An 18,127-nucleotide genomic window follows, 5' to 3' on the forward strand; every position below is an offset into this window, starting at 1 on the left:
AAAAAACCGGCGCCCTCGCGGACGCCGGTCTGTTCGATCAATCCACAGGTTCGCTTAGAACGTGTAGCGAAGGGTCAGCATGGCCGACCAGCGCGAAACCACGCGGGTCGGGTTCTGGCCCGATTCGTACACGCCAATCGGCGTTGCCTGGTAGTTGCCGTTCTTGTCGGTCGGCAGCTTGTAGACGTACTTGCCGTCCACCACGCCGTTGTAACCGGCGAGGTTGCGCGTCTGGTACTGAATGTAGGGCACGCTGCCCCAGTCCTTGTTGACCAGGTTCAGGAAGTTGTAGACATCCAGTCGCAACTCACCCTTGTGGCCCTTGAAGAAGCCCGGAAGCTCCTGCACGAAGCTCATGTCCAGCTCGTTCGACCAGGGCAGATGGCTGGCGTTGCGGCCGGCAACGTCGCCGCGGTGGGCATTGAGGTACTCGTTGTTCGTGATGTAGTCCTGGAACTGCTGCACGAGCTGGGCACTGGCGGGCTTGCCCTTGCTGTCCACGTAGGCACCCACCAGCGCGTCGTTGACCTGCGGGATGTAGGCCAGGTCGTAATAGCTGATGCCGTCGCCATTCGCGTCGCCGCTGTAGACCCAGCTGTACGGCAGGCCGTCGTGGCCCAGGTACAACGCCGAGATCTGCGTGTTGTAGTCGCCGAAGAACTTGTGCTGCCAGGTCAGCGACAGCTTGAGGCTGCGCGGAATGTTGTAGGCGGAAATTTCGTTCTCGTTGCCGTTCGGATTGATGCGCGGCATGTACTGGTAGCTGGAGAACGCCTGCGAGCTGCCGCCCGAATTGACCTCGGTCGAATGGCTGAAGGTGAAGCTGGCGTTGCCGAAGAAGTTCTCCGAGAACGGCTTGCGCAGCGACAGGGTGAAGCTGTCGGCCTTGCCCTTGTGGGTGTTGGTCAGCTGCGTGGAAGCGGTGGAGAACGCCGGGTTGGCACCGTTGTTCGGGCCCTTGGTCGCGCCAGGCGTGACCCAGTATTGCTCGCGGCCGTCAGGCAGGTAGCCCGAGGGCGTGCCCAGGTTGATCGCCTTGTACAGGATCGCATTGCGCACCTGGATGTGCTGGTACTCGGCCGAAGCGATCATGCCCCACCACGGCAATTCGCGATCCAGCGCCAGCGCGGCCTTCCACACGGAGGGCAAGCGGAAGTCCTTGGAGATCGTATCCACCGGGCCGGCCACCGCGCAGCCGGGCGAGTCGTCGATGATCTGGTTGTGCGCGTCCGGGCTGAAATCCGGCTTGGCGTCGCAATGCGAGCCGTAGCCGTACTTGTAGTCAACGAGGGTAAGGCCGTTGTTCTGGTACGGGTTGGTCATCCATACCGTGGGCGGTGTGGTCTGGAACAGGCCCACGCCACCGCGCAACTGCATCATGCGGTCGCCTTCGAAGTTGTAGTTGAACGACAGACGCGGTTCGACCACGCGATTACTGGAACCGACCGCGTAGTTGTTCGGATAGCCGAACGCGGCAGCGGCATCGGCGTTGTACGGCGGCTTGTGGTCGGAGTACGGGATGTCGACGCGGACGCCGTACATCACCGACAGGTTGTCGGTGACCTGCCAGGTGTCCTGCAGGAACGGGGTGTACTGGCGATAGGTCCACTTGGCGGCGATGTCGCCGATGCCGCGGTCGCCGGCGGGCTGGTACAGCTCATAGCTGTCGTAGTTGCCCGCACCGGCGGCGAAATCGTCGATGCTGTTGAACGTGTACGAACCGAACTCCGTGCGGCCGAACAGGTTGTAGATCTGGTCCTGCTCGAAGGCCAGGCCACCCTTGATGGTGTGGTCGCCGGCGTAATAGGTGCCCGCGACAAACGCCGTCCAGCGCTTGGTGTTGATTTCGTTGTAATGGCGGAACTGGTCTTCGCCCAGGTTCACCGACGGGCTGTTGAACGAATCGGTGTGCACCTGGATGGCCGGCTGGTCCTTGGCGCCACCCGCCAGCTGCGAGAACTGCTGGAAGCCGATCTTCACCTCGGTGGAGAAATTGTCGGACCAGTCGTCGAACAGGTGGATCACCGAGTTCTCGGTGAGGCTGTTGGTGGTGTACCAGTAGCTGCTCAGGCCGACCGACGAATTGCCGTTGCCGTTGACCTTCGGATACGACTCTTTCGTGCGCTGGTAGGTGAAGCTGGCGCGGTGGTTGTTGCTGATGTTCCAGTCCAGCTTGACCAGGTAGCGGTCATCCGTCAGGTCGGTCGTGCCTCCGGCAACGTCGCCCGGATCCAGGCCGTAACCGATGGCGATGTTGCGGATGCGCTCGATGTCGCCGGGAGAAACAGCATTGCCGGTGGACGGGCCATCACCGAGGCTCGGGTCATACGCCACATTGGACGAGGAGCCCACGCCGGTGGTCTTCTGCTTCTCGGCGGACACGAAGAAGAACAGCTTGTCCTTGACGATCGGGCCGCCCAGGGTCACGCCCTTGGTGGCGTCGATGCCGTAGCCCTTGTAGTGGTAGTTCGGGTCGTCGCGGTCCAGATAGCCGGCGTCGCCTACCAGGTGGCTGGCGTTGCGATAGGCGTAGTAGACCGAGCCGTGGAAATCGTTGGTACCCGACTTGGTCACCGCGTTGATGCTGGCGCCCACGCTGTTGGAGGTGGTGTCGAAATTCGCGGTGGAGATGTTGTATTCGGCGATGGTGTCGGGCGAGATCGGCGAGCCCTGGTACGGCAGGCCGTTGGCGTTGAGGCCAAACGGGTCGCCCTGCGATACGCCGTCCACGCTGATGTTGTTGTAGCGGGTGTTCTGGCCGTTGGCGGAGATGGCGCCGGAACCCTGGTCGGTCACCGTGATGCGCGGATCAAGACGCGCGATGTCCGAGATCGAGCGGTCAGCCTGCGGCGTCGCCTGCAACTGCTTCTCGGAAAGATTGGTCGACAGGCCCTTGTTGTCCGGCGTGAAGGTCTGCATCAACGCGCTGGCGGACACTGTCACTCCGGAAAGGTCCTGAACATTCTTGGCCTGCTCGGCGCTCATGGTCAGGTTGACCGTGCTTTCCTGGCCCAGCTGCAGGTACACCTGATCCTGCTCGCCCTGGGTCAGGCCGGCCTTGGATGCGGTCACATCGAACGGGCCGCCCACGCGCATGCCCTGGGCCGAATAGCGTCCATCGGCGTCGGTGGTGGTGATCTTCGTGGTGCCGGAAGGCTCATGCACGATCTGCACGGTGGCGCCCGCCACCGGCTGGCCGGCGTTGTCGAGCACGCGCCCACTGATGGCGGACGAGGTGACCTGCGCCATGGCGGGCGCACTCGCCACCAGCAGGGAGGCAATGGCGAGGGGCAGGATCTTGGTGCGTATCGGGTTATTCATTCTTGATCGACCTTGGGCTCACAACGGATTCGTGGGCGTTGCCGGTGACTGCGGGACGGCACGGGCAACGCCGCTGGACAGGTTTCGGACCATCATCGAAGCCGACCGACGGCCTCGATTGTTAAAAAATATTAACGATAGTGTATGACACTTTTATAACGCTTGCAGGTGCCTCGATGCGCGTGGTCACCCCAAAACTCAACGTTTAATGCATGAATATCAGTCACTTATAAAATTTCACCGATTCAGCCGCTGCCGCCCCCAGGTAGCGCGCCCGCTTGGACGCCTTCAGATTCGCCAGATCCAGCATCACCAGGCCGTCGACACAGCCGGAGAAATCCGGGTCCTCGCCAAAGTCCAGAAACTGCACACCCGCCGGCTCCATCAAGTCGACGTACTGGCGATACAGCACCGGCAGGCTGACGCCCAGGGCATCGAGCTGGTGTTTGAGCTGGCCCAGGCCCTCTTGCGGGTCCAGCCCGGCCAGTGCCTGATGCACGCGCTCGGCCACCTGCGGCGACACCACGAACGGCTGGCGCGCCGCGGCCAGGCCCGGCGCGCCGAAATAATGCTGGTGCGCCACGGCGATCCACTCGCGCGCCTCGCGCGGCAGCTTCACCGACATGCTGACCGGGCCGAACAGGTAGCGGATTTCACGGTGACGCTGCAGATACAGGCCAATGCCCTGCCACAGCTGATCGAGTGCCCGCGACCGCCAATACGCCGGAGCGATGAAACTGCGCCCCAGTTCCAGTCCCTGGCTCAGGCGGCTCTCGAGCGCGGGCGAATAATGGAACAGGCTGGCGGTGTACAAACCGGCCATTCCGCGCTCGGACAGCACCCGGGCGCCATGACCGAAGCGGTAGGCACCCACGATGCGTTGCGCCACCGGGTCCCATAGCAGCAGGTGCTCGTAATGGGCGTCGTACGCATCCAGGTCGCAGCGCTGGCCGGTGCCCTCACCCACCTTGCGAAAGGTCAGCTCGCGCAAGCGGCCGATCTCGCGCAGCACCGCGCTGTCGCACGAACCGGTGAATAGCAACACCTGTTTTCCATCCGACAGATCGCCCAGTTTTTCGGCGCCGGCCAGTTCGTCGACCAGCTGCTGCACGGGCTCCGGATGCGCCAGCGCCACCTGCCCGCCGAAGATTAGCCCGCGACCACGCGCTACCCGATAGACGTGCCGCCGCATCAGCACCGTCGCGCGTGCCGGCGAATTCCCGCTGCGCAAGGCCAACTCATCGGGATCGATCAGGGCGCCAATCTGGAAGCCGATACGCCGCTGTCCCGCGGCCACCGCCTCGCGCGGCAGCATCGCCGTGCTCAACGGCTTGGCCAGCATCGACAGCCCGTAGAAAGCGGCGGAATTGCGCGCCGTCACGTGGATCGGCAGCACCGGCACCTTTCGCCGCAACGACAACCGGGCGAAACCATCCGACCAGCGCCCGTCACGCACGCCCGTGGCGCGCATGCGCGACACTTCGCCGGCAGGAAACACGATCAAGGCCTCGCCGTTGTCCAGCGCGCGATAGATGCCACGCAGGCGCGAAGCGGCGCCGTTGCCGAATACATCCACCGGCAGCAGCAGGTCCCCCAGTTGCGGCACCACGGCCAGCCAGTCGTTGCCCAGCACCCGCACGTCACGACGCACGGAGCCGATCAACTGCAACAGCGCCAGCGCATCCTGCATGCCCAGCGGATGGTTGGCGACCACCAGCAGCGGGCCGTCCACCGGAATGTTCTCGCGCTGCTGCGGGTAGACGTGGCTGCGCGTTCCCAGCAGCGCCAGCGTGCGGTCGACAAAGTCGAAACCGCGCGCAGCGCCAGCCTGGTCAAGCACGCGGTTGAAGGTGGATTCGTCGGCCAGGCGTCCGAAAAGCCCGGCCATGGGGCGGCGGATCCTGGGGTGCTGCGCCAGCCAGGGCATCCGCTCGACCAGCGCCTGTTCAATGCTCAGCATGTCGCGCCCTCGAGAGTTTTCCCCAATCTGTCAGACGATTGTGACAACAGGTCGAGTATGTGCGGCGTCAATGCCGCTTCATCCGGGGCGCCGAGGGAAAGCGCCTCGCGCTCAGATCGCCAGATGCAGGAACGAGGCGACGCCGCCCAGGAACATCTGCACGGACAAGGCGATCAGCAACATGCCCATGACCCGCTCCAGCGCCGTCAGCACACTCTCGCCCAGCCAGCGGAACAGGTAGGTGGCGCTGAGCAGGATCACCGACGTGGCCAGCCACGCCAGCAACAAGGCGATCACCCAGTCGGCGGTGCGACCGGGCTGGGTGTTGGTCAGCAGCAGCAGCGCGGCCATGGCCGACGGGCCGGCCACGCCGGGGATCGCCATCGGCACGATGAACGGTTCACCCTCGCCCGCCTTGCCAAAGATGCCGCCGCCGTCGGCCGGCGGAAACACCATGCGGATGCCGATCAGGAACAGCACGATGCCGCCGGCGATGCTGATCGAATCGGACTTCAGCTGCAGCAGCTTCAGCATGAACTGGCCGCCGAACAGGAACACCAGCAGCACGCCCAGCGCAATCAGCAGCTCGCGCACCATCACCAGGCGACGCCGGCGCGGCGGCACGTCCTTGAGCAGGCTGAGGAAGAACGGGATGTTGCCCAGCGGGTCCATGATCAGAAACAACATGATTCCCGCCGACAACGTGGTCATCTGCGTTTCCATCGAACCGGAGGCTCCTTGGGTGGCGGGTCGTTCGACCCGTGCAGGGGTTGCGTACAGACTGCGGTTTTACACCGAAACCAGCGGCCGCCTGCGAAGGCGGTGTACCGCTCGGAATCAGGCGCCGTCGCGCAGGTCCAGCACCGCGCCACGCGCCGGTGCCGCATCGGGGCCAAGCAGGTAAACCGCCGCTTCCGCCGTCGCATCAGGCAGCGGCAGTTGCATGGAGTCTTCGCCGAAATAGGCCATGCGCCGCAACGTGGTGCGCATGGGCGCGGGAAGCAGCGCATGCGTGCGCATCGCGCCGTCGTCGGTTTCCTGATGCAGGATCGCCACCAACCGCTCCAGCGCCGCCTTCGATGCGCCATAGGCGCCCCAGTGCGCCCGCTGCAACAGCTCCGGGTTGTCCAGCACGAACACCACGGCGCTGTCCGGCGCGCCAAGCAGCAGCGGCATGCAGGCCTGGGTCAGCGCGAAGGGCGCCGACACATTCACGTGCATCGTGCGCAGCCAGGCATCGGGCTTGTGCATGACGATGGGCGTGAGTCCGGCAAAATTCGCCGCCGCATGCACGATGCCGTCCAGACGGCCAAAGTCGCGCTCCAGCCCTTCGGCCAGCGCGGCGTAATCGGTGGGCGTGGCCGCCTCCATGTCCAGCGGATGGATCACCGGCTCGGGCAAGCCCTCGGACATCATGGCGTCGTAAAGCTGCTCCAGCTGGCGCTTGCGCTTGCCGGTGATGACGACTGTGGCACCGGCGCGCGCAGCTGCGCGCGACACCGCGCCACCCAACCCGCCATAGGCACCGGTGACGAGAACAACGCGCCCGGCCAGCGTATCGGCCGCAGGTTTCCAGCCCTCGGGCAAGCGGGCTACAGGCAGCGCGGTCAATGCGTCGTTTCCGCGACGTCGCTGGCCATGCGTGCCAGTTCACCGGCCACCTGCAAATCCTCGATGACGTCGCAGCCGCCGATCAACTCGCCCTGGATGAACATCTGCGGGAACGTGGGCAGGTTGGCGAAATGCGGCAACGCTGCGCGCACCTGGGGATCGGCCAGCACATTCACGGCGTGGAATGGCGCACCGGCATCGCTCAACGCACGCGCCGCGCGGCTGGAAAAACCACACATGGGAAATTCCGGCGTACCCTTCATGAAGAGCACGATGGGATGCTCGGCAAGCATCGCCTTGATTCGTTCGTTAATATCCATGGTTCGAATGTTTCATCTTTACAATGCGTGCAGGCCGGCATTGTATCAGCCCCCCAGCGGCCGGCCGTTGCGACCGGTCGCGCTTCCTCCGCCATCGCCAAGGAGCCAATCATGGCAATTGAACTTCCTCCCCTTCCGTACGAAAAAAGCGCCCTCGAGCCCCATATCTCGGCCGAAACGCTGGAGTTTCATTACGGCAAGCATCATCAGGCCTATGTCACCAACCTGAACAAGCAGATCGAAGGCACCGAGTTTGCCAACGCATCGCTCGAGGACATCATCAAGAAGTCGTCCGGCGGCGTGTTCAACAACGCGGCGCAAACCTGGAACCACACGTTCTACTGGAACTCGATGAAGCCCAACGGCGGCGGCGAGCCGACCGGCAAGCTGGCCGACGCGATCAACAAGGCGTTCGGTTCGGTCGAGAAATTCAAGGAGGAGTTCACCAAGTCCGCCGCCGGCAACTTCGGCTCGGGCTGGACCTGGCTGGTGCAGCGCCAGGATGGCTCGCTGGGCATCGTCAACACGTCCAACGCCGCCACCCCGATCACCGGCACCGACAAGCCGCTGTTCACCGCCGACGTGTGGGAGCACGCGTATTACATCGATTACCGCAACGCCCGCCCGAAGTATCTGGAAGCGTTCTGGAATCTCGTGAACTGGGATTTCGCGGCGAAGAACCTGGCCTGATTTTTCCTGTCAGCGCCACCAAAAAAACGGAGCCGTCATGGCTCCGTTTTTTTATGGGTCGACGCGGTCGCGATGGCGCTTAGCGGGTCAATGCATCCAGCGCCGGCTGCGCTTGCGGCAGGCGGCCCAGTGTCGTGGCGACATCAGCCAGACGATCGGCCAGGGCGCCGGACGTGGGCGCGCAAAGCGTGGCATGGCCGACCTTGCGACCCGGCCGTGCTTGTTTGCCGTAGTCATGCCAGTGCGCATCCACCGTGCGCAATACGGGCGCGGGATCCGGCAGGTCGCCGATCCAGTTGAACATCGCCGATACGCCGCGCGCCTCGCAATCACCCAGCGGCATGCCGAGGACGGCGCGAACATGATTCTCGAACTGGCTGGTGTGCGCGCCTTCGATCGTCCAGTGGCCGGAGTTGTGCACGCGCGGCGCCATCTCGTTGCCCAGCAACTCGCCGTCTTTCACGAACAGTTCCAGCGCGAAAACGCCGACATAACCCAGCCGCTCGGCCAATGTGCGCGCCAGCTCGGTGGCCCTGCCCTGCAGCTGATCGATATCCGGCGCGGGCGCCAGGCTCATGCTGAGCACGCCATCGGTATGCCAGTTTCGGGTCAGTGGCCAGGTGTTGAAATCACCGTTGCGACCGCGCACCGCGATCACCGACAACTCGCGCTGGAACGGCACGAAAGCCTCCAGGATCAGGCCATGCCGCGCGGCGGCCGCACCCAGCGATGCCCATGCGGCATCGGCATCGGCGATCGAGTGCAGGCGGAACTGCCCCTTGCCGTCGTAACCCAGCCGACGCGTCTTCAGAATGGCCGGCGTGCCGATCGTGGCCAGCGCCTGATCCAGCATCTCGCGGGTATCCACCGCCATGAACGCGGCCGTCTGCAGGCCACAGTCGCGAAACATGGTCTTTTCGGCCAGACGATCCTGCGCGACGGCCAAGGCCTGCGGCGCGGGGAACACCGCCACGCGCTCAGCCAGCCAATGCGCGGTTTCCGCAGGCACATTCTCGAAATCGAAGGTGACCACGTCGACTTTCGCGGCAAACGCTTCCAGCGCGGCGTAATCGGTCCAGTCGGCCACCACCAGCGGCGCCACCTGACCGGCGCAGGCATCGGCGACGCCGTCCACGACCAGGGTCTTCACGCCCAGCGGCGCCGCGGCCAGCGCCAGCATGCGGGCCAGTTGACCGCCACCAAGAATGCCCAGCACGGGCTGCCGATCAGCGGTCATTGACGGGGATCCGGTTGATCGATCACCGCTTGCGTCTGGCGGCTGCGCCACGCGTCCAGCGCCTTGGCCAGCTCGCCGTCGTGCAAGGCCAGCACCGCGGCGGCCAGCAATCCGGCATTGACGGCACCAGCGCGCCCGATGGCCAGCGTCCCCACCGGGATGCCGGCCGGCATCTGGGCGATGGAGAGCAGTGAATCCATGCCGTTGAGCGCCTTGGACTGCACCGGCACGCCGAACACTGGCAGCCGCGTTTTTGCCGCCAGCATGCCGGGCAGGTGCGCCGCGCCGCCAGCCCCGGCAATCACCACCTGGATGCCCCGGCCGGCAGCCTGTTCGGCGTAATGAAACAGCAAGTCAGGCGTGCGGTGCGCGGAGACCACCTGCACCTCGTGTGACACGCCCAGCTCGGTCAGCACATCGGCCGCGTGCTGCATGGTTTCCCAGTCCGAACGTGACCCCATCACCACGCCAACGCGCGGCGCCCTGATTGCTGCTGTCATGGTTCGGCCGTCCAAAAACCGCTATTGTACGGGCTTTCCGCAGCTCCGGCATCCCGCATAAATCATCATGGACAAGCGCTTACTCGACATCCTGTGCTGCCCGGTCAGCAAGACACCGGTGCGGCCCCTGGGCAAGCATGAACTCGACGCCCTGAATTCGGCCATCAGCGCCGGATCCGTCGATACCGTGGCGCACGCCCGCGTGAGCCAACCCATCACCGAAGGCCTGATCACCACGGACCGGAAGGTCATCTACCGGGTCGACGATGGCATTCCTGTCATGCTCCCGGAAGAAGGTATCGGTACGCTGCAACTGACGGATTTTCCGGCGGCATCCTGAAAACGAGTAAATGCCCTGCGGCCATCGGGCCGACCGGATCATTGATAATGTGCGCCAGGCATGACATGCGGGCTCGCTTTGGCTTATTGTGGCATTCCGACCGGTTCGCCCGGGCGGCACTGCATGACTGATGACGCTCCGGGGGCGTGGCTATGAACGAAGCCAGTGACTCATCAAAAATCGTCAATTTGAACCAGCGCATGGATCCTTCCAGCGAGCGCGTCGGTGAATTGCTTGCAACGGTTCGCACCATTGCCAATCGTTTGCTGCAGCAGTGGGTCGGCAACGTGTTCGAGCATGTCGACGACGCATTATTCGACCTGGCCGAAAAGGCCGAGAACAATGCGGCCCAGATGCACTACTTCGATGGCATGCGCGACGTGCGCAAGCGTCGGGCGACGGTGGAGCGGTCGTTCCTGTCCACCATCGGGCGCGAGCTGGGCGAACTGGCCAGCCGCCGTCCGTCGGCAACGCATTCCCCCGCCCCTACCGGCGTGGTGGAGTTGTCGCTGGTTGCCGACAACGAACTGGAAGAATCGCTGGCGATCACCAGCATGATCGGCAAGAACGAATCGCGCATGTCCCGCGATCTGTTCGCCGTCAATCATCGCCTGTCGGTCATTTGCGGCGGCCACAAGATCGACGACAGCAACAACCCCGTCGCGCCCGCGATCCTGTCCCAGGCATTCCGCACGGCATTGCACGAACTCAGTGCCGACATGCGCGTGAAGCTGATTATCTACAAACTGTTCGACCGCTATGTACTGTCGGCGCTCGAGGAGTTGTATCAGGCGATCAACGCGGAGCTTATTCGCGCTGGCGTACTGCCCCAACTGCGCCCCCACGTGGCTCGCCAGCCGTCCGGTACGGCGGCTGCGTCCTCGTCGGTAAATGGCGAACGCCAAGGCGTGGCCAGCGAGGAGTCGGGCGACATTCCCGGCGACCTGCTGCAAACCCTGCATGCGCTGTTCAGTGCACGTCGTGGCAATCCCGGTGAAAGCGGCGACGGCGGGGCGGGCAATTATTCCAGCGGCCCGTTGCCCTCGGTGAACGAGTTGCTGGGCGCACTCAGCGTGTTGCAGAACCAGATAGCCACCACTGACGCGCAACCATCGGCCGGCGGCCTGTCCGGTGCCAACCTCAGCCACGAGGTCACCGCGCTGAAGGAACAACTGCTGCGCCAGATCGGGGCCTTGCGTGGTGCACGGCCGGGCCAGGTGGCCTCGATCGACGAGGACACCATCGACCTGGTCGGCATGTTGTTCGAATTCATCTTGGAAGACCGCAACCTGCCACCGGAGATGCAGGTGCTGCTGGCTCGACTGCAGATTCCCTATCTGAAAGCGGCCATCATCGATCGCAAGCTTTTCGCGCATCGCCAGCATCCGGCACGGCGCCTGCTCGACGGCCTGGCGGAACAGGCGAAGGGCTGGTCCGACGAATCCGACCGCGACCGGCGCCTGCACGAGAAGGTCAAGTCCATCGTCGAACAGCTGCTGCACGAATTCGATGATGACATGGGCATTTTCGACCGGCTCCTGGCGGACCTGCAGCAGTTCCAGGAACTGAGCATGAAACGCGCGGATCTGGCCGAGCTGCGCGTGGCCGAATCCACCCGCGGCCGCGAAAAGCTGGAATACGCACGTCGTCGCGCCGCCCGGGAAATCGTCGAGCGGATCGGCACCAACGAATTGCCACCGTTGATCCATGGCGTACTGGCCCGCGCATGGGCCAATCACATGGTGCTGCTGCTGTTGCGTCACGGCGATGATTCGACCGAGTTCAAGGTGGCGCTGCATTTCGTCAATGAATTCATCGCCAGCAGCCGTCCCGCCCAAACCCCTGAAGCCCGGCAGGCGCTTAGGCAGATGTTGCCCGGCATCGAGCGGGCGCTACGTCACGGCTTGGCCAATGTCGCTTTCCAGGAGCCGGATATCGAGCGACTGCTGGGTCAGTTGCATACCTACTACCGCCAGCAACTGGGCGAGATAAACCCTTCCGCCGCACCGCCGGCGGAGGACGAATCCACACTGCCTATCCCCGACAGCATCCAGCCGCTGGTTCAGGCCGCACCGGATTTCGACGACGACAATCTCGGTTTCGCGTCTCCGGACATCACTACGGACAGCCCCGAGTATCGTCAGGTGGAAGCGCTTCAGTCGGGCACCTGGCTGGAGCTCTCGCTCGCCGATGACTCCTGCACGCGGGCCAAGCTGTCATGGATCAGCCCGATGACCGGGCGCTACCTGTTCGTGAATCGGCGCGGGCTGAAGGTGGCGGATTACGCGCCACGTGAGCTGGCCACCCTGCTGAAGCAGGGCAAGGCGCGCGTACTGGCCGCCAACGCGTTGTTCGAGCGAGCCATGAGCGCCATCGTGGACCGCCTCAGCCATCCGTCCCCTGTCACAGAAGAAGAATGAATTCCGGCACGCCTTTTTCGCCCCCTTCCCCCGACCAGATCAGCAACGACATCGAACGCGCTTTCGCCGAGGACATCGGCGCAGGCGATGCAACGGCGGACCTGCTCGGCGCCGATGCCCACGGGCGCGCCGAGCTCACCTGCCGTGACGACGCGGTATTGGCCGGAAGCGCATGGTTCGAGGCCTGCTTCCAGCGGCTGGATCCCTCAGTCCATATCGAATGGCGGCTGCAGGACGGGCAACGGGCTACGGCTGGTGCCGTGATCTGCCGCCTTTCCGGTCAAGCCCGGGCATTGGTGACGGCGGAGCGTTCGGCGCTGAACTTCCTGCAATTGCTGTCCGGCACCGCCACCGTCACCTCGTCCCATGTCGGGGCCATCGCCGGCACCGCCGCGCGCATCCTCGACACCCGCAAAACCGTACCGGGGCTGCGATTGGCGCAAAAATACGCGGTGCGTTGCGGCGGCGGCCACAACCAGCGGATGGGCTTGTACGACGCCATCCTGATCAAGGAAAACCACATCATCGCCGCGGGCAGCCTCGCAGCGGCGGTGCAATCGGCGAGGCAAAAACACCCTGATCTGCCACTTGAAGTCGAGGTGGAGACGCTGGCCGAGCTGGCACTGGCGCTGGAGACGGATGTGGACCGCATCATGCTGGACAACTTCGACCTGCCACAAATGGCCGAAGCGGTGCGGATCACGGCCGGCCGTGTGCCACTGGAAGCTTCGGGCAACGTCGACCTGCAGACGATCGGCGCCATCGCGCGCACCGGCGTGGATTTCATTTCCGTGGGTGCGCTGACCAAGCATGTCCACGCGGTGGATTTCTCCCTGCGCCTGCAATTGAGCTGACGGCTCAGCGTTTGTGGGGTAAACCACTTCCTGTGGTGTACCTCTGTCGCGCTTCCGGTACATGCCCGGAAGCGCTCACGCGAATGAATCACCGGCGTGATCGACACGCCCCCGCCCATCGCGACCGTGCTTCGAGATTGAAAAATCACAACCTCTCGGCGCGCCAACTCCCCGAACCGGTGAATCGTCCGTCGCCGACCGCACCGCAGGCCGAACGATATGCCGGCGATCGCTTGCACACGGTAGCGACGGCCCACACACTGACGGCATGAGCAATCTTTCAGACCTGCTGTTGCTGCTGTCGCTTGGTGCCGTTGTCGGCCTGTGGCTGAAAATCAGCGCGGCGCGGGAACATGCCGTACGCGAAGCGCGTCGCTTGTGCCTGCAACATGGGCTGCAACTGCTCGATGAAACCGTCGGGCTGCGTGCCTTGCGACTGCATCGCGGCAGTCCCGGCCGGGGCAGGATCGAGCGCTGCTACGGGTTCGAGGTCAGTCTTGAAGGCGATGATCGCAAATCCGCGCACATGTGGATGCTGGGCACAGCGATCAGCGCACTGAGCTTGCCTACGCCAGACCTGCCGGTGTCTCCGGTTGCCATTACCGGCGCGACAAGCGCAAGCCACCAGACATCCGACAACGTGATCCCGCTGCGTCCCCGTCGCGCCGACCAACGCCTGCACTGATTCCCGCGTTTACGCGCGGTACCTGTTGGTTATTTGACGACGCGCAGATGCGCGCCGCGCTTTGGCGCCGCTTCGGCGGGTGCGGCGGGGCCGGCGGACGTCTTGTCGTCGTCGGGCGGCGTGGTCGGCGGAGGCATGTCGCCCTCCTCCTCGGCCGGGAACATCATGCCTTGCCCGTTTTCCTGGGCATACAGCGCCAGCACCGCACGAACCGGTATGTGGATCGACTGGCTGACGCCAGAGAAGCGCGCCTGGAAGCTGATCCAGTCGTTGCCCAGGTCAAGGTTGGCGACGGCGCGCATGGCGAGATTGAGCACGACCTGGCCGTTCTTGATGACCTGGGGCGGCACCCTGACCCCTTCCACGCCGGCGTCCACCAGCACGTACGGGGTGAGGTTGTTGTCGCTGATCCAGTCGTAGATCGCCCGCAGCAAATACGGGCGATTGGAACTCATCGAGGGGGACTCGTCGGTGCTCATCTGTGGGGGTGATGCCTCAAGGCCAGGGGCCAAATGAAAGTCGATGTTTGCGGGCGTACCAGAATGTTGGCGGCGGACAGCTGAACATCAACAAATGGATCGTGCGTCGACAGCTTGTCAGCCGTCGCCCGTGCCGTCAGCGTTGGACACCCTGCGACAGCGGGCGGAAAAATGATGTCAAGACGGCCGCAGCCGGCTTCAGCGCACCGTTTCCAACCGCATGTTTTTTTCGTCCTCGGTAAGACTGCGCTCGAAGCCCTGGCTGTGGAACAGCCGCTCACCGTAATCGACGATCGGTCGCCCTTCCTTGCCAAGATCAACGTCCAGCGACGGCAACCGCCAGATCACCGGGGCCACCAGGCAGTCCACCAGGCTCATCTCGGGGTTGAGGAAGAAGCGCGACGCCTTGAACAGCGGCACCGTGGAAAGCAGGTTCTGCCGCAGCCGCTTGCGCGCGGCGTCCGCGGGCCGACCACCAGCACGGATCACATCCACTTCCGTCAGCCAGTCTTTTTCGATACGCACCGCCGCAACACGAAGCCTGGCGCGCGAAAGCGGATCGATCGGCATCAGAGGCGGATGTGGATAACGTTCGTCCAGGTATTCGCACACCACGCTGGTGTCATAGAGGACCAGGTCGCGATCAACGAGCGTCGGCGTCGTGCCGTAAGGGTTGAGCTCCACCAGCTCCGCCGACGCCTTGTCGCGGTCCACGATCACGCGTTCGTAGCTGACGCCCTTGGCTGCCAGAACCAGTCGTGCCCGGTGACACTGGATGTCATCGGCCAGGGTATACAAGGTGAGTACGTTACGTGAGCGCGCGCTTTGAACCATGCACCAATCCCCTTCGTCGACACGAAGGCGGCGGCTGGTCGGCCGCCGCATTCGCAGGGTTATCTCACCCGTTTCAGTGGACGTCTTTCCAGTATTCCTTCTTCAGCATGTATGCCAGCAAGGTAAAGAAGGCCAGGAACAGCAGCACCCAGACACCATAGGCATGGCGTTCAAGCGCGGCCGGTTCGGACGCGTATTCCAGGAAGCTGGTCAGATCGCGGGTAGCCTGCTGGAACTGCGCCGGGGTCAGTTTGCCCGGGTGCGACAGCACCAGCTTCTCCACCTGCGCATCTTCACCGGGCTTGGCCGGCTTCATTTCCGCCGTCTGCAGACCCTGCAGCTCCCACATCGGGAACGGCATCGAGGCGTTCGGGAACACGGTGTTGTTCCAGCCCACCGGACGGCTCGGATCCAGGTAGAACGAGTTGAGGTAGGCGTTGACCCAATCAGCGCCCTTGGCGCGCACTTCCAGCGACAGATCCGGCGGTGCCTTGCCGAACCACGCTGCGGCCGAGGCCTCGGGCATGTGCGAGATCACCGGTTCACCGAACTTGGCACCGGTGAAGTTGAGGTTCTGCATCACTTCCTGTTCGGACAGGCCCAGATCGGCCGCAATCCGCTCGTAACGCATGTACTTCAACGAGTGGCAACCCACGCAATAGTTGAAGTACAGCTTGGCTCCGCGCTGCAGCGACGCCTGGTCGTGCACGTTGGTGCCAGCCGCCGGCAAACCGCCCTCTTCGGACGCCTGCACCGACATGCTGCCGACGAGCAGACTCAGCGCCAACGCCACCGGGAAGATGTATCGCTTCATTAGCAGCTGCCGCTTAGTCATGCGTGGTCACCCGTTCCGGAACCGGCTTGGTCTTTTCCCAGCCGAAATATGTGTAAGCCCAAAGGAAGGCGAAGAAGCCGAAGTAGACGAGCGTCATCACGCGGCCGAACAGGTTCTCCCAGAACGTCACGTCGACATCGCCGAACCAGACCGGGATCACCTCGGCGGTAATGCCCGCACCGACCGCGCCCAGCGCGAAGAACGACAGCACGAACAAGCCCAGGCCCACCTTGAAACCGGTGCCGCGGTAACGGATCGACTTCACCTTGCCCCGATCGAACCAGGGCAGCGCGAACAGCACCGCGATGGCGCCGAACATCGCCAGCACGCCCCACACGGCCGAGCCGAGGAAGGACGGGATCATGCGCACGATCGCGTAGAACGGGGTGAAATACCACACCGGCTTGATGTGCGACGGAGTCGCCAGGTTGTTCGCCGGGATGAAGTTGTCATGCTCCAGGAACCAGCCGCCAAACGTCGGCGCGAAGAAGATGATGAACGCGGCGATCATCAGGAAGAAGCCCACGCCGACCAGGTCCTTCACCGTGTAGTACGGATGGAACGGAATGCCGTCGGCCGGCTTAAGCGCATCCCAGCGGTTGCCCTTGGGACCCTTCTTGATTTCCACGCCGTCGGGGTTGTTGGAGCCCACTTCGTGCAGCGCGGCGATGTGCAACACCACCAGCAGCAGCAGCACGATCGGCAACGCGATCACGTGCAGTGCGAAGAAGCGGTTCAAGGTGGCGTCGGCGGGCAGGAAGTCGCCCATGATCCACTCCACCAGCGTGTCGCCGATGTAGGGGATGGTGCCAAACAGCGAGATGATCACCTTGGCGCCCCAGAACGACATGTTGCCCCACGGCAACACGTAGCCCATGAAGGCTTCCGCCATCAGCACCAGGAAGATCAGCATGCCGAGCAGCCACACCAGCTCGCGTGGCTTCTTGTACGAGCCGTACATGATGCCGCGGAACATGTGCAGGAACACCACCACGAAGAACAGCGAGGCGCCGGTGGAGTGCATGTAGCGGATCAGCCAACCCCACTCCACGTCACGCATGATGTACTCGACCGAGTTGAAGGCTCCCGCCGCACTCGGGTTGTAGTTCATGGTGAGGAAGATGCCGGTGACGATCTGGTTGATCAGCACCAGCAGCGCCAGCGAACCGAAGTAGTACCAGAGGTTGAAGTTCTTCGGCGCGTAGTACTCGGTCATGTGCGCGCGGTACATCGGCGCCATGCCGGGTGCGCGTTCGTTGACCCAGTCACCGATGCTCGTGAATACGTTGGCCATCAGACAGCCTCCTTCGGATCCACGCCAATCTGGATGGTGTTGTCGTCAACAAAGTGATACGGCGGCACCGGCAGATTCTTCGGCGCCGGTACGCCCTGGAACACACGGCCGGCCAGGTCGTAGCGCGACTTGTGGCAGGGGCAGTAGAAACCGCCTTTCCATTCCGGATCGAACGGCTCGGGCTTGATCTCCGGCACGAAATCGGGGACGCAGCCCAGATGCGTGCAGATGCCGATCACCACCAGCCATTCCGGCTTGATCGAGCGCGCTTCGTTCTGTGCGTACTTCGGCTGCTGGTCGGCCGAGGCGCCGTCGGACTTGGGGTCCACCAGCCGCGAGTCGACCATCGGCAACGTGGCCAGTTGCGCCTTGCTGCGATTCAACACGAACACCGGCAGGCTGCGCCACGACACGGTCAGCATCTGGCCGCTCTCGATCTTGGCCAGAGACTGCGTTACCGGAGCACCGGCGGCCCGGGCTCGCGCGCTGGGTTCCCACGACTTGATGAAGGGCACAGCCGCCGCAACGATTCCCACCCCACCAACCACCGCAGTGGTTGCTGTAAGGAAACGGCGGCGGCCGTGATCGACGACTTCGTTCGCCATCAGGCTCTCCGGTACTTGCAATATCATCGTGATGGGTTTGGGCATGCCGATCGTCGAAGCCTCAAGCTGCTTCGCCGAAACTGGCAGAACCAGTGCCCGCAAAAATCGCGTTAGTGTAGCGTCAGGGCCGGCCCCGTACAAT

The 18,127-nt window shown here is 63.7% G+C and carries 17 protein-coding genes; 5 read left to right on the forward strand and 12 right to left on the reverse strand.

Going from position 1 to position 18,127, the window contains the following annotated elements; all coding sequences use genetic code 11:
- Window positions 1–54: 54 nt before the first annotated feature.
- The 5 genes from ASD68_RS07065 to grxD form a co-directional block, all read right to left on the reverse strand.
- Entirely contained in the window at window positions 55–3,321 is a 3,267-nt protein-coding gene (locus ASD68_RS07065; RefSeq protein WP_056604859.1) for a TonB-dependent receptor, read from the reverse strand.
- A gap of 223 nt (window positions 3,322–3,544) precedes the next feature.
- Entirely contained in the window at window positions 3,545–5,281 is a 1,737-nt protein-coding gene (locus tag ASD68_RS07070; protein ID WP_056604862.1) for a lysophospholipid acyltransferase family protein, read from the reverse strand.
- Between the two features lie 111 nt (window positions 5,282–5,392).
- Window positions 5,393–5,992: a YhgN family NAAT transporter gene (locus ASD68_RS07075; RefSeq protein WP_056081082.1), complete on the reverse strand. Its 600-nt coding sequence runs from the start codon at window positions 5,990–5,992 to the stop codon at window positions 5,393–5,395.
- Between the two features lie 126 nt (window positions 5,993–6,118).
- A complete protein-coding gene (locus ASD68_RS07080; protein ID WP_056604863.1) occupies window positions 6,119–6,892 on the reverse strand; it encodes an SDR family NAD(P)-dependent oxidoreductase in 774 nt (257 codons plus the stop codon).
- On the reverse strand, window positions 6,889–7,212 hold the full coding sequence (gene grxD / locus ASD68_RS07085) for a Grx4 family monothiol glutaredoxin (RefSeq protein ID WP_040671014.1): 324 nt from the start codon (window positions 7,210–7,212) through the stop codon (window positions 6,889–6,891). Before grxD ends, ASD68_RS07080 begins: the two co-directional genes overlap by 4 nt.
- Before the next feature lie 111 nt (window positions 7,213–7,323).
- Between grxD and ASD68_RS07090 the strand changes: the two genes are divergently transcribed.
- Complete coding sequence (locus ASD68_RS07090; RefSeq protein ID WP_056080564.1) at window positions 7,324–7,902, forward strand: Fe-Mn family superoxide dismutase; 579 nt, start codon at window positions 7,324–7,326, stop codon at window positions 7,900–7,902.
- Between the two features lie 79 nt (window positions 7,903–7,981).
- Here the strand turns inward: ASD68_RS07090 and ASD68_RS07095 are convergent, their stop codons facing one another.
- Both ASD68_RS07095 and purE read right to left on the reverse strand, forming a co-directional pair.
- Window positions 7,982–9,139: a 5-(carboxyamino)imidazole ribonucleotide synthase gene (locus ASD68_RS07095; protein WP_056604866.1), complete on the reverse strand. Its 1,158-nt coding sequence runs from the start codon at window positions 9,137–9,139 to the stop codon at window positions 7,982–7,984.
- A complete protein-coding gene (gene purE / locus ASD68_RS07100) occupies window positions 9,136–9,639 on the reverse strand; it encodes a 5-(carboxyamino)imidazole ribonucleotide mutase (protein ID WP_056080571.1) in 504 nt (167 codons plus the stop codon). The genes ASD68_RS07095 and purE overlap by 4 nt, the downstream gene beginning before the upstream one ends.
- A gap of 67 nt (window positions 9,640–9,706) precedes the next feature.
- On the opposite strand from purE, the gene ASD68_RS07105 reads away from it, so the two are divergent.
- The 4 genes from ASD68_RS07105 (at window position 9,707) to ASD68_RS07120 (ending at window position 13,938) form a co-directional block, all read left to right on the forward strand.
- Complete coding sequence (locus tag ASD68_RS07105) at window positions 9,707–9,979, forward strand: Trm112 family protein (protein WP_056080574.1); 273 nt, start codon at window positions 9,707–9,709, stop codon at window positions 9,977–9,979.
- 152 nt (window positions 9,980–10,131) lie between these two features.
- The gene (locus tag ASD68_RS07110) at window positions 10,132–12,399 is read left to right on the forward strand and encodes a DUF1631 domain-containing protein (RefSeq protein WP_056604870.1); all 2,268 of its coding nucleotides are present in this window, start codon (window positions 10,132–10,134) and stop codon (window positions 12,397–12,399) included.
- Entirely contained in the window at window positions 12,396–13,253 is an 858-nt protein-coding gene (gene nadC, locus ASD68_RS07115; protein ID WP_056604873.1) for a carboxylating nicotinate-nucleotide diphosphorylase, read from the forward strand. The genes ASD68_RS07110 and nadC overlap by 4 nt, the downstream gene beginning before the upstream one ends.
- A 268-nt stretch (window positions 13,254–13,521) precedes the next feature.
- Window positions 13,522–13,938: a DUF3301 domain-containing protein gene (locus tag ASD68_RS07120; protein WP_056604875.1), complete on the forward strand. Its 417-nt coding sequence runs from the start codon at window positions 13,522–13,524 to the stop codon at window positions 13,936–13,938.
- Between the two features lie 29 nt (window positions 13,939–13,967).
- Here ASD68_RS07120 and ASD68_RS07125 read toward each other — a convergent pair whose 3' ends face one another.
- The 5 genes from ASD68_RS07125 to petA all read right to left on the reverse strand — a co-directional run bounded on the left by ASD68_RS07125 (window position 13,968) and on the right by petA (window position 17,985).
- Window positions 13,968–14,393 carry a ClpXP protease specificity-enhancing factor gene (locus tag ASD68_RS07125; protein WP_082520146.1) on the reverse strand — a complete coding sequence of 142 codons (426 nt, stop codon included), beginning with the start codon at window positions 14,391–14,393 and terminating at the stop codon, window positions 13,968–13,970.
- A 222-nt stretch (window positions 14,394–14,615) separates the two neighbouring features.
- Window positions 14,616–15,251, reverse strand: a complete 636-nt coding sequence (locus tag ASD68_RS07130) for a glutathione S-transferase N-terminal domain-containing protein (protein ID WP_056080587.1) — start codon at window positions 15,249–15,251, stop codon at window positions 14,616–14,618.
- A 73-nt stretch (window positions 15,252–15,324) separates the two neighbouring features.
- Window positions 15,325–16,065 carry a cytochrome c1 gene (locus tag ASD68_RS07135; RefSeq protein WP_056604877.1) on the reverse strand — a complete coding sequence of 247 codons (741 nt, stop codon included), beginning with the start codon at window positions 16,063–16,065 and terminating at the stop codon, window positions 15,325–15,327.
- A 13-nt stretch (window positions 16,066–16,078) separates the two neighbouring features.
- Complete coding sequence (locus ASD68_RS07140; RefSeq protein WP_056080593.1) at window positions 16,079–17,380, reverse strand: cytochrome bc complex cytochrome b subunit; 1,302 nt, start codon at window positions 17,378–17,380, stop codon at window positions 16,079–16,081.
- Window positions 17,380–17,985 (reverse strand): ubiquinol-cytochrome c reductase iron-sulfur subunit, encoded by a 606-nt coding sequence (gene petA, locus ASD68_RS07145; protein ID WP_056081086.1) that lies wholly within the window; start codon window positions 17,983–17,985, stop codon window positions 17,380–17,382. Before petA ends, ASD68_RS07140 begins: the two co-directional genes overlap by 1 nt.
- Between the last annotated feature and the right edge of the window lie 142 nt (window positions 17,986–18,127).

Source organism: Rhodanobacter sp. Root627 (assembly GCF_001427835.1).
In the GTDB taxonomy this organism is placed as follows: Bacteria; Pseudomonadota; Gammaproteobacteria; order Xanthomonadales; family Rhodanobacteraceae; genus Rhodanobacter; species Rhodanobacter ginsenosidimutans.

What these genes read in the sequence shown, in the direction of transcription:
- ASD68_RS07065 (WP_056604859.1), bottom strand. Translation starts at nt 3,321, where the DNA reads ATGAATAACCCGATACGCACCAAGATCCTGCCCCTCGCCATTGCCTCC.
- ASD68_RS07070 (WP_056604862.1), bottom strand. Translation starts at nt 5,281, where the DNA reads ATGCTGAGCATTGAACAGGCGCTGGTCGAGCGGATGCCCTGGCTGGCG.
- ASD68_RS07075 (WP_056081082.1), bottom strand. Translation starts at nt 5,992, where the DNA reads ATGACCACGTTGTCGGCGGGAATCATGTTGTTTCTGATCATGGACCCG.
- grxD (WP_040671014.1), bottom strand. Translation starts at nt 7,212, where the DNA reads ATGGATATTAACGAACGAATCAAGGCGATGCTTGCCGAGCATCCCATC.
- ASD68_RS07090 (WP_056080564.1), top strand. Translation starts at nt 7,324, where the DNA reads ATGGCAATTGAACTTCCTCCCCTTCCGTACGAAAAAAGCGCCCTCGAG.
- ASD68_RS07095 (WP_056604866.1), bottom strand. Translation starts at nt 9,139, where the DNA reads ATGACCGCTGATCGGCAGCCCGTGCTGGGCATTCTTGGTGGCGGTCAA.
- purE (WP_056080571.1), bottom strand. Translation starts at nt 9,639, where the DNA reads ATGACAGCAGCAATCAGGGCGCCGCGCGTTGGCGTGGTGATGGGGTCA.
- ASD68_RS07105 (WP_056080574.1), top strand. Translation starts at nt 9,707, where the DNA reads ATGGACAAGCGCTTACTCGACATCCTGTGCTGCCCGGTCAGCAAGACA.
- ASD68_RS07110 (WP_056604870.1), top strand. Translation starts at nt 10,132, where the DNA reads ATGAACGAAGCCAGTGACTCATCAAAAATCGTCAATTTGAACCAGCGC.
- nadC (WP_056604873.1), top strand. Translation starts at nt 12,396, where the DNA reads ATGAATTCCGGCACGCCTTTTTCGCCCCCTTCCCCCGACCAGATCAGC.
- ASD68_RS07120 (WP_056604875.1), top strand. Translation starts at nt 13,522, where the DNA reads ATGAGCAATCTTTCAGACCTGCTGTTGCTGCTGTCGCTTGGTGCCGTT.
- ASD68_RS07125 (WP_082520146.1), bottom strand. Translation starts at nt 14,393, where the DNA reads ATGAGTTCCAATCGCCCGTATTTGCTGCGGGCGATCTACGACTGGATC.
- ASD68_RS07130 (WP_056080587.1), bottom strand. Translation starts at nt 15,251, where the DNA reads ATGGTTCAAAGCGCGCGCTCACGTAACGTACTCACCTTGTATACCCTG.
- ASD68_RS07135 (WP_056604877.1), bottom strand. Translation starts at nt 16,065, where the DNA reads ATGAAGCGATACATCTTCCCGGTGGCGTTGGCGCTGAGTCTGCTCGTC.
- ASD68_RS07140 (WP_056080593.1), bottom strand. Translation starts at nt 17,380, where the DNA reads ATGGCCAACGTATTCACGAGCATCGGTGACTGGGTCAACGAACGCGCA.
- petA (WP_056081086.1), bottom strand. Translation starts at nt 17,985, where the DNA reads ATGGCGAACGAAGTCGTCGATCACGGCCGCCGCCGTTTCCTTACAGCA.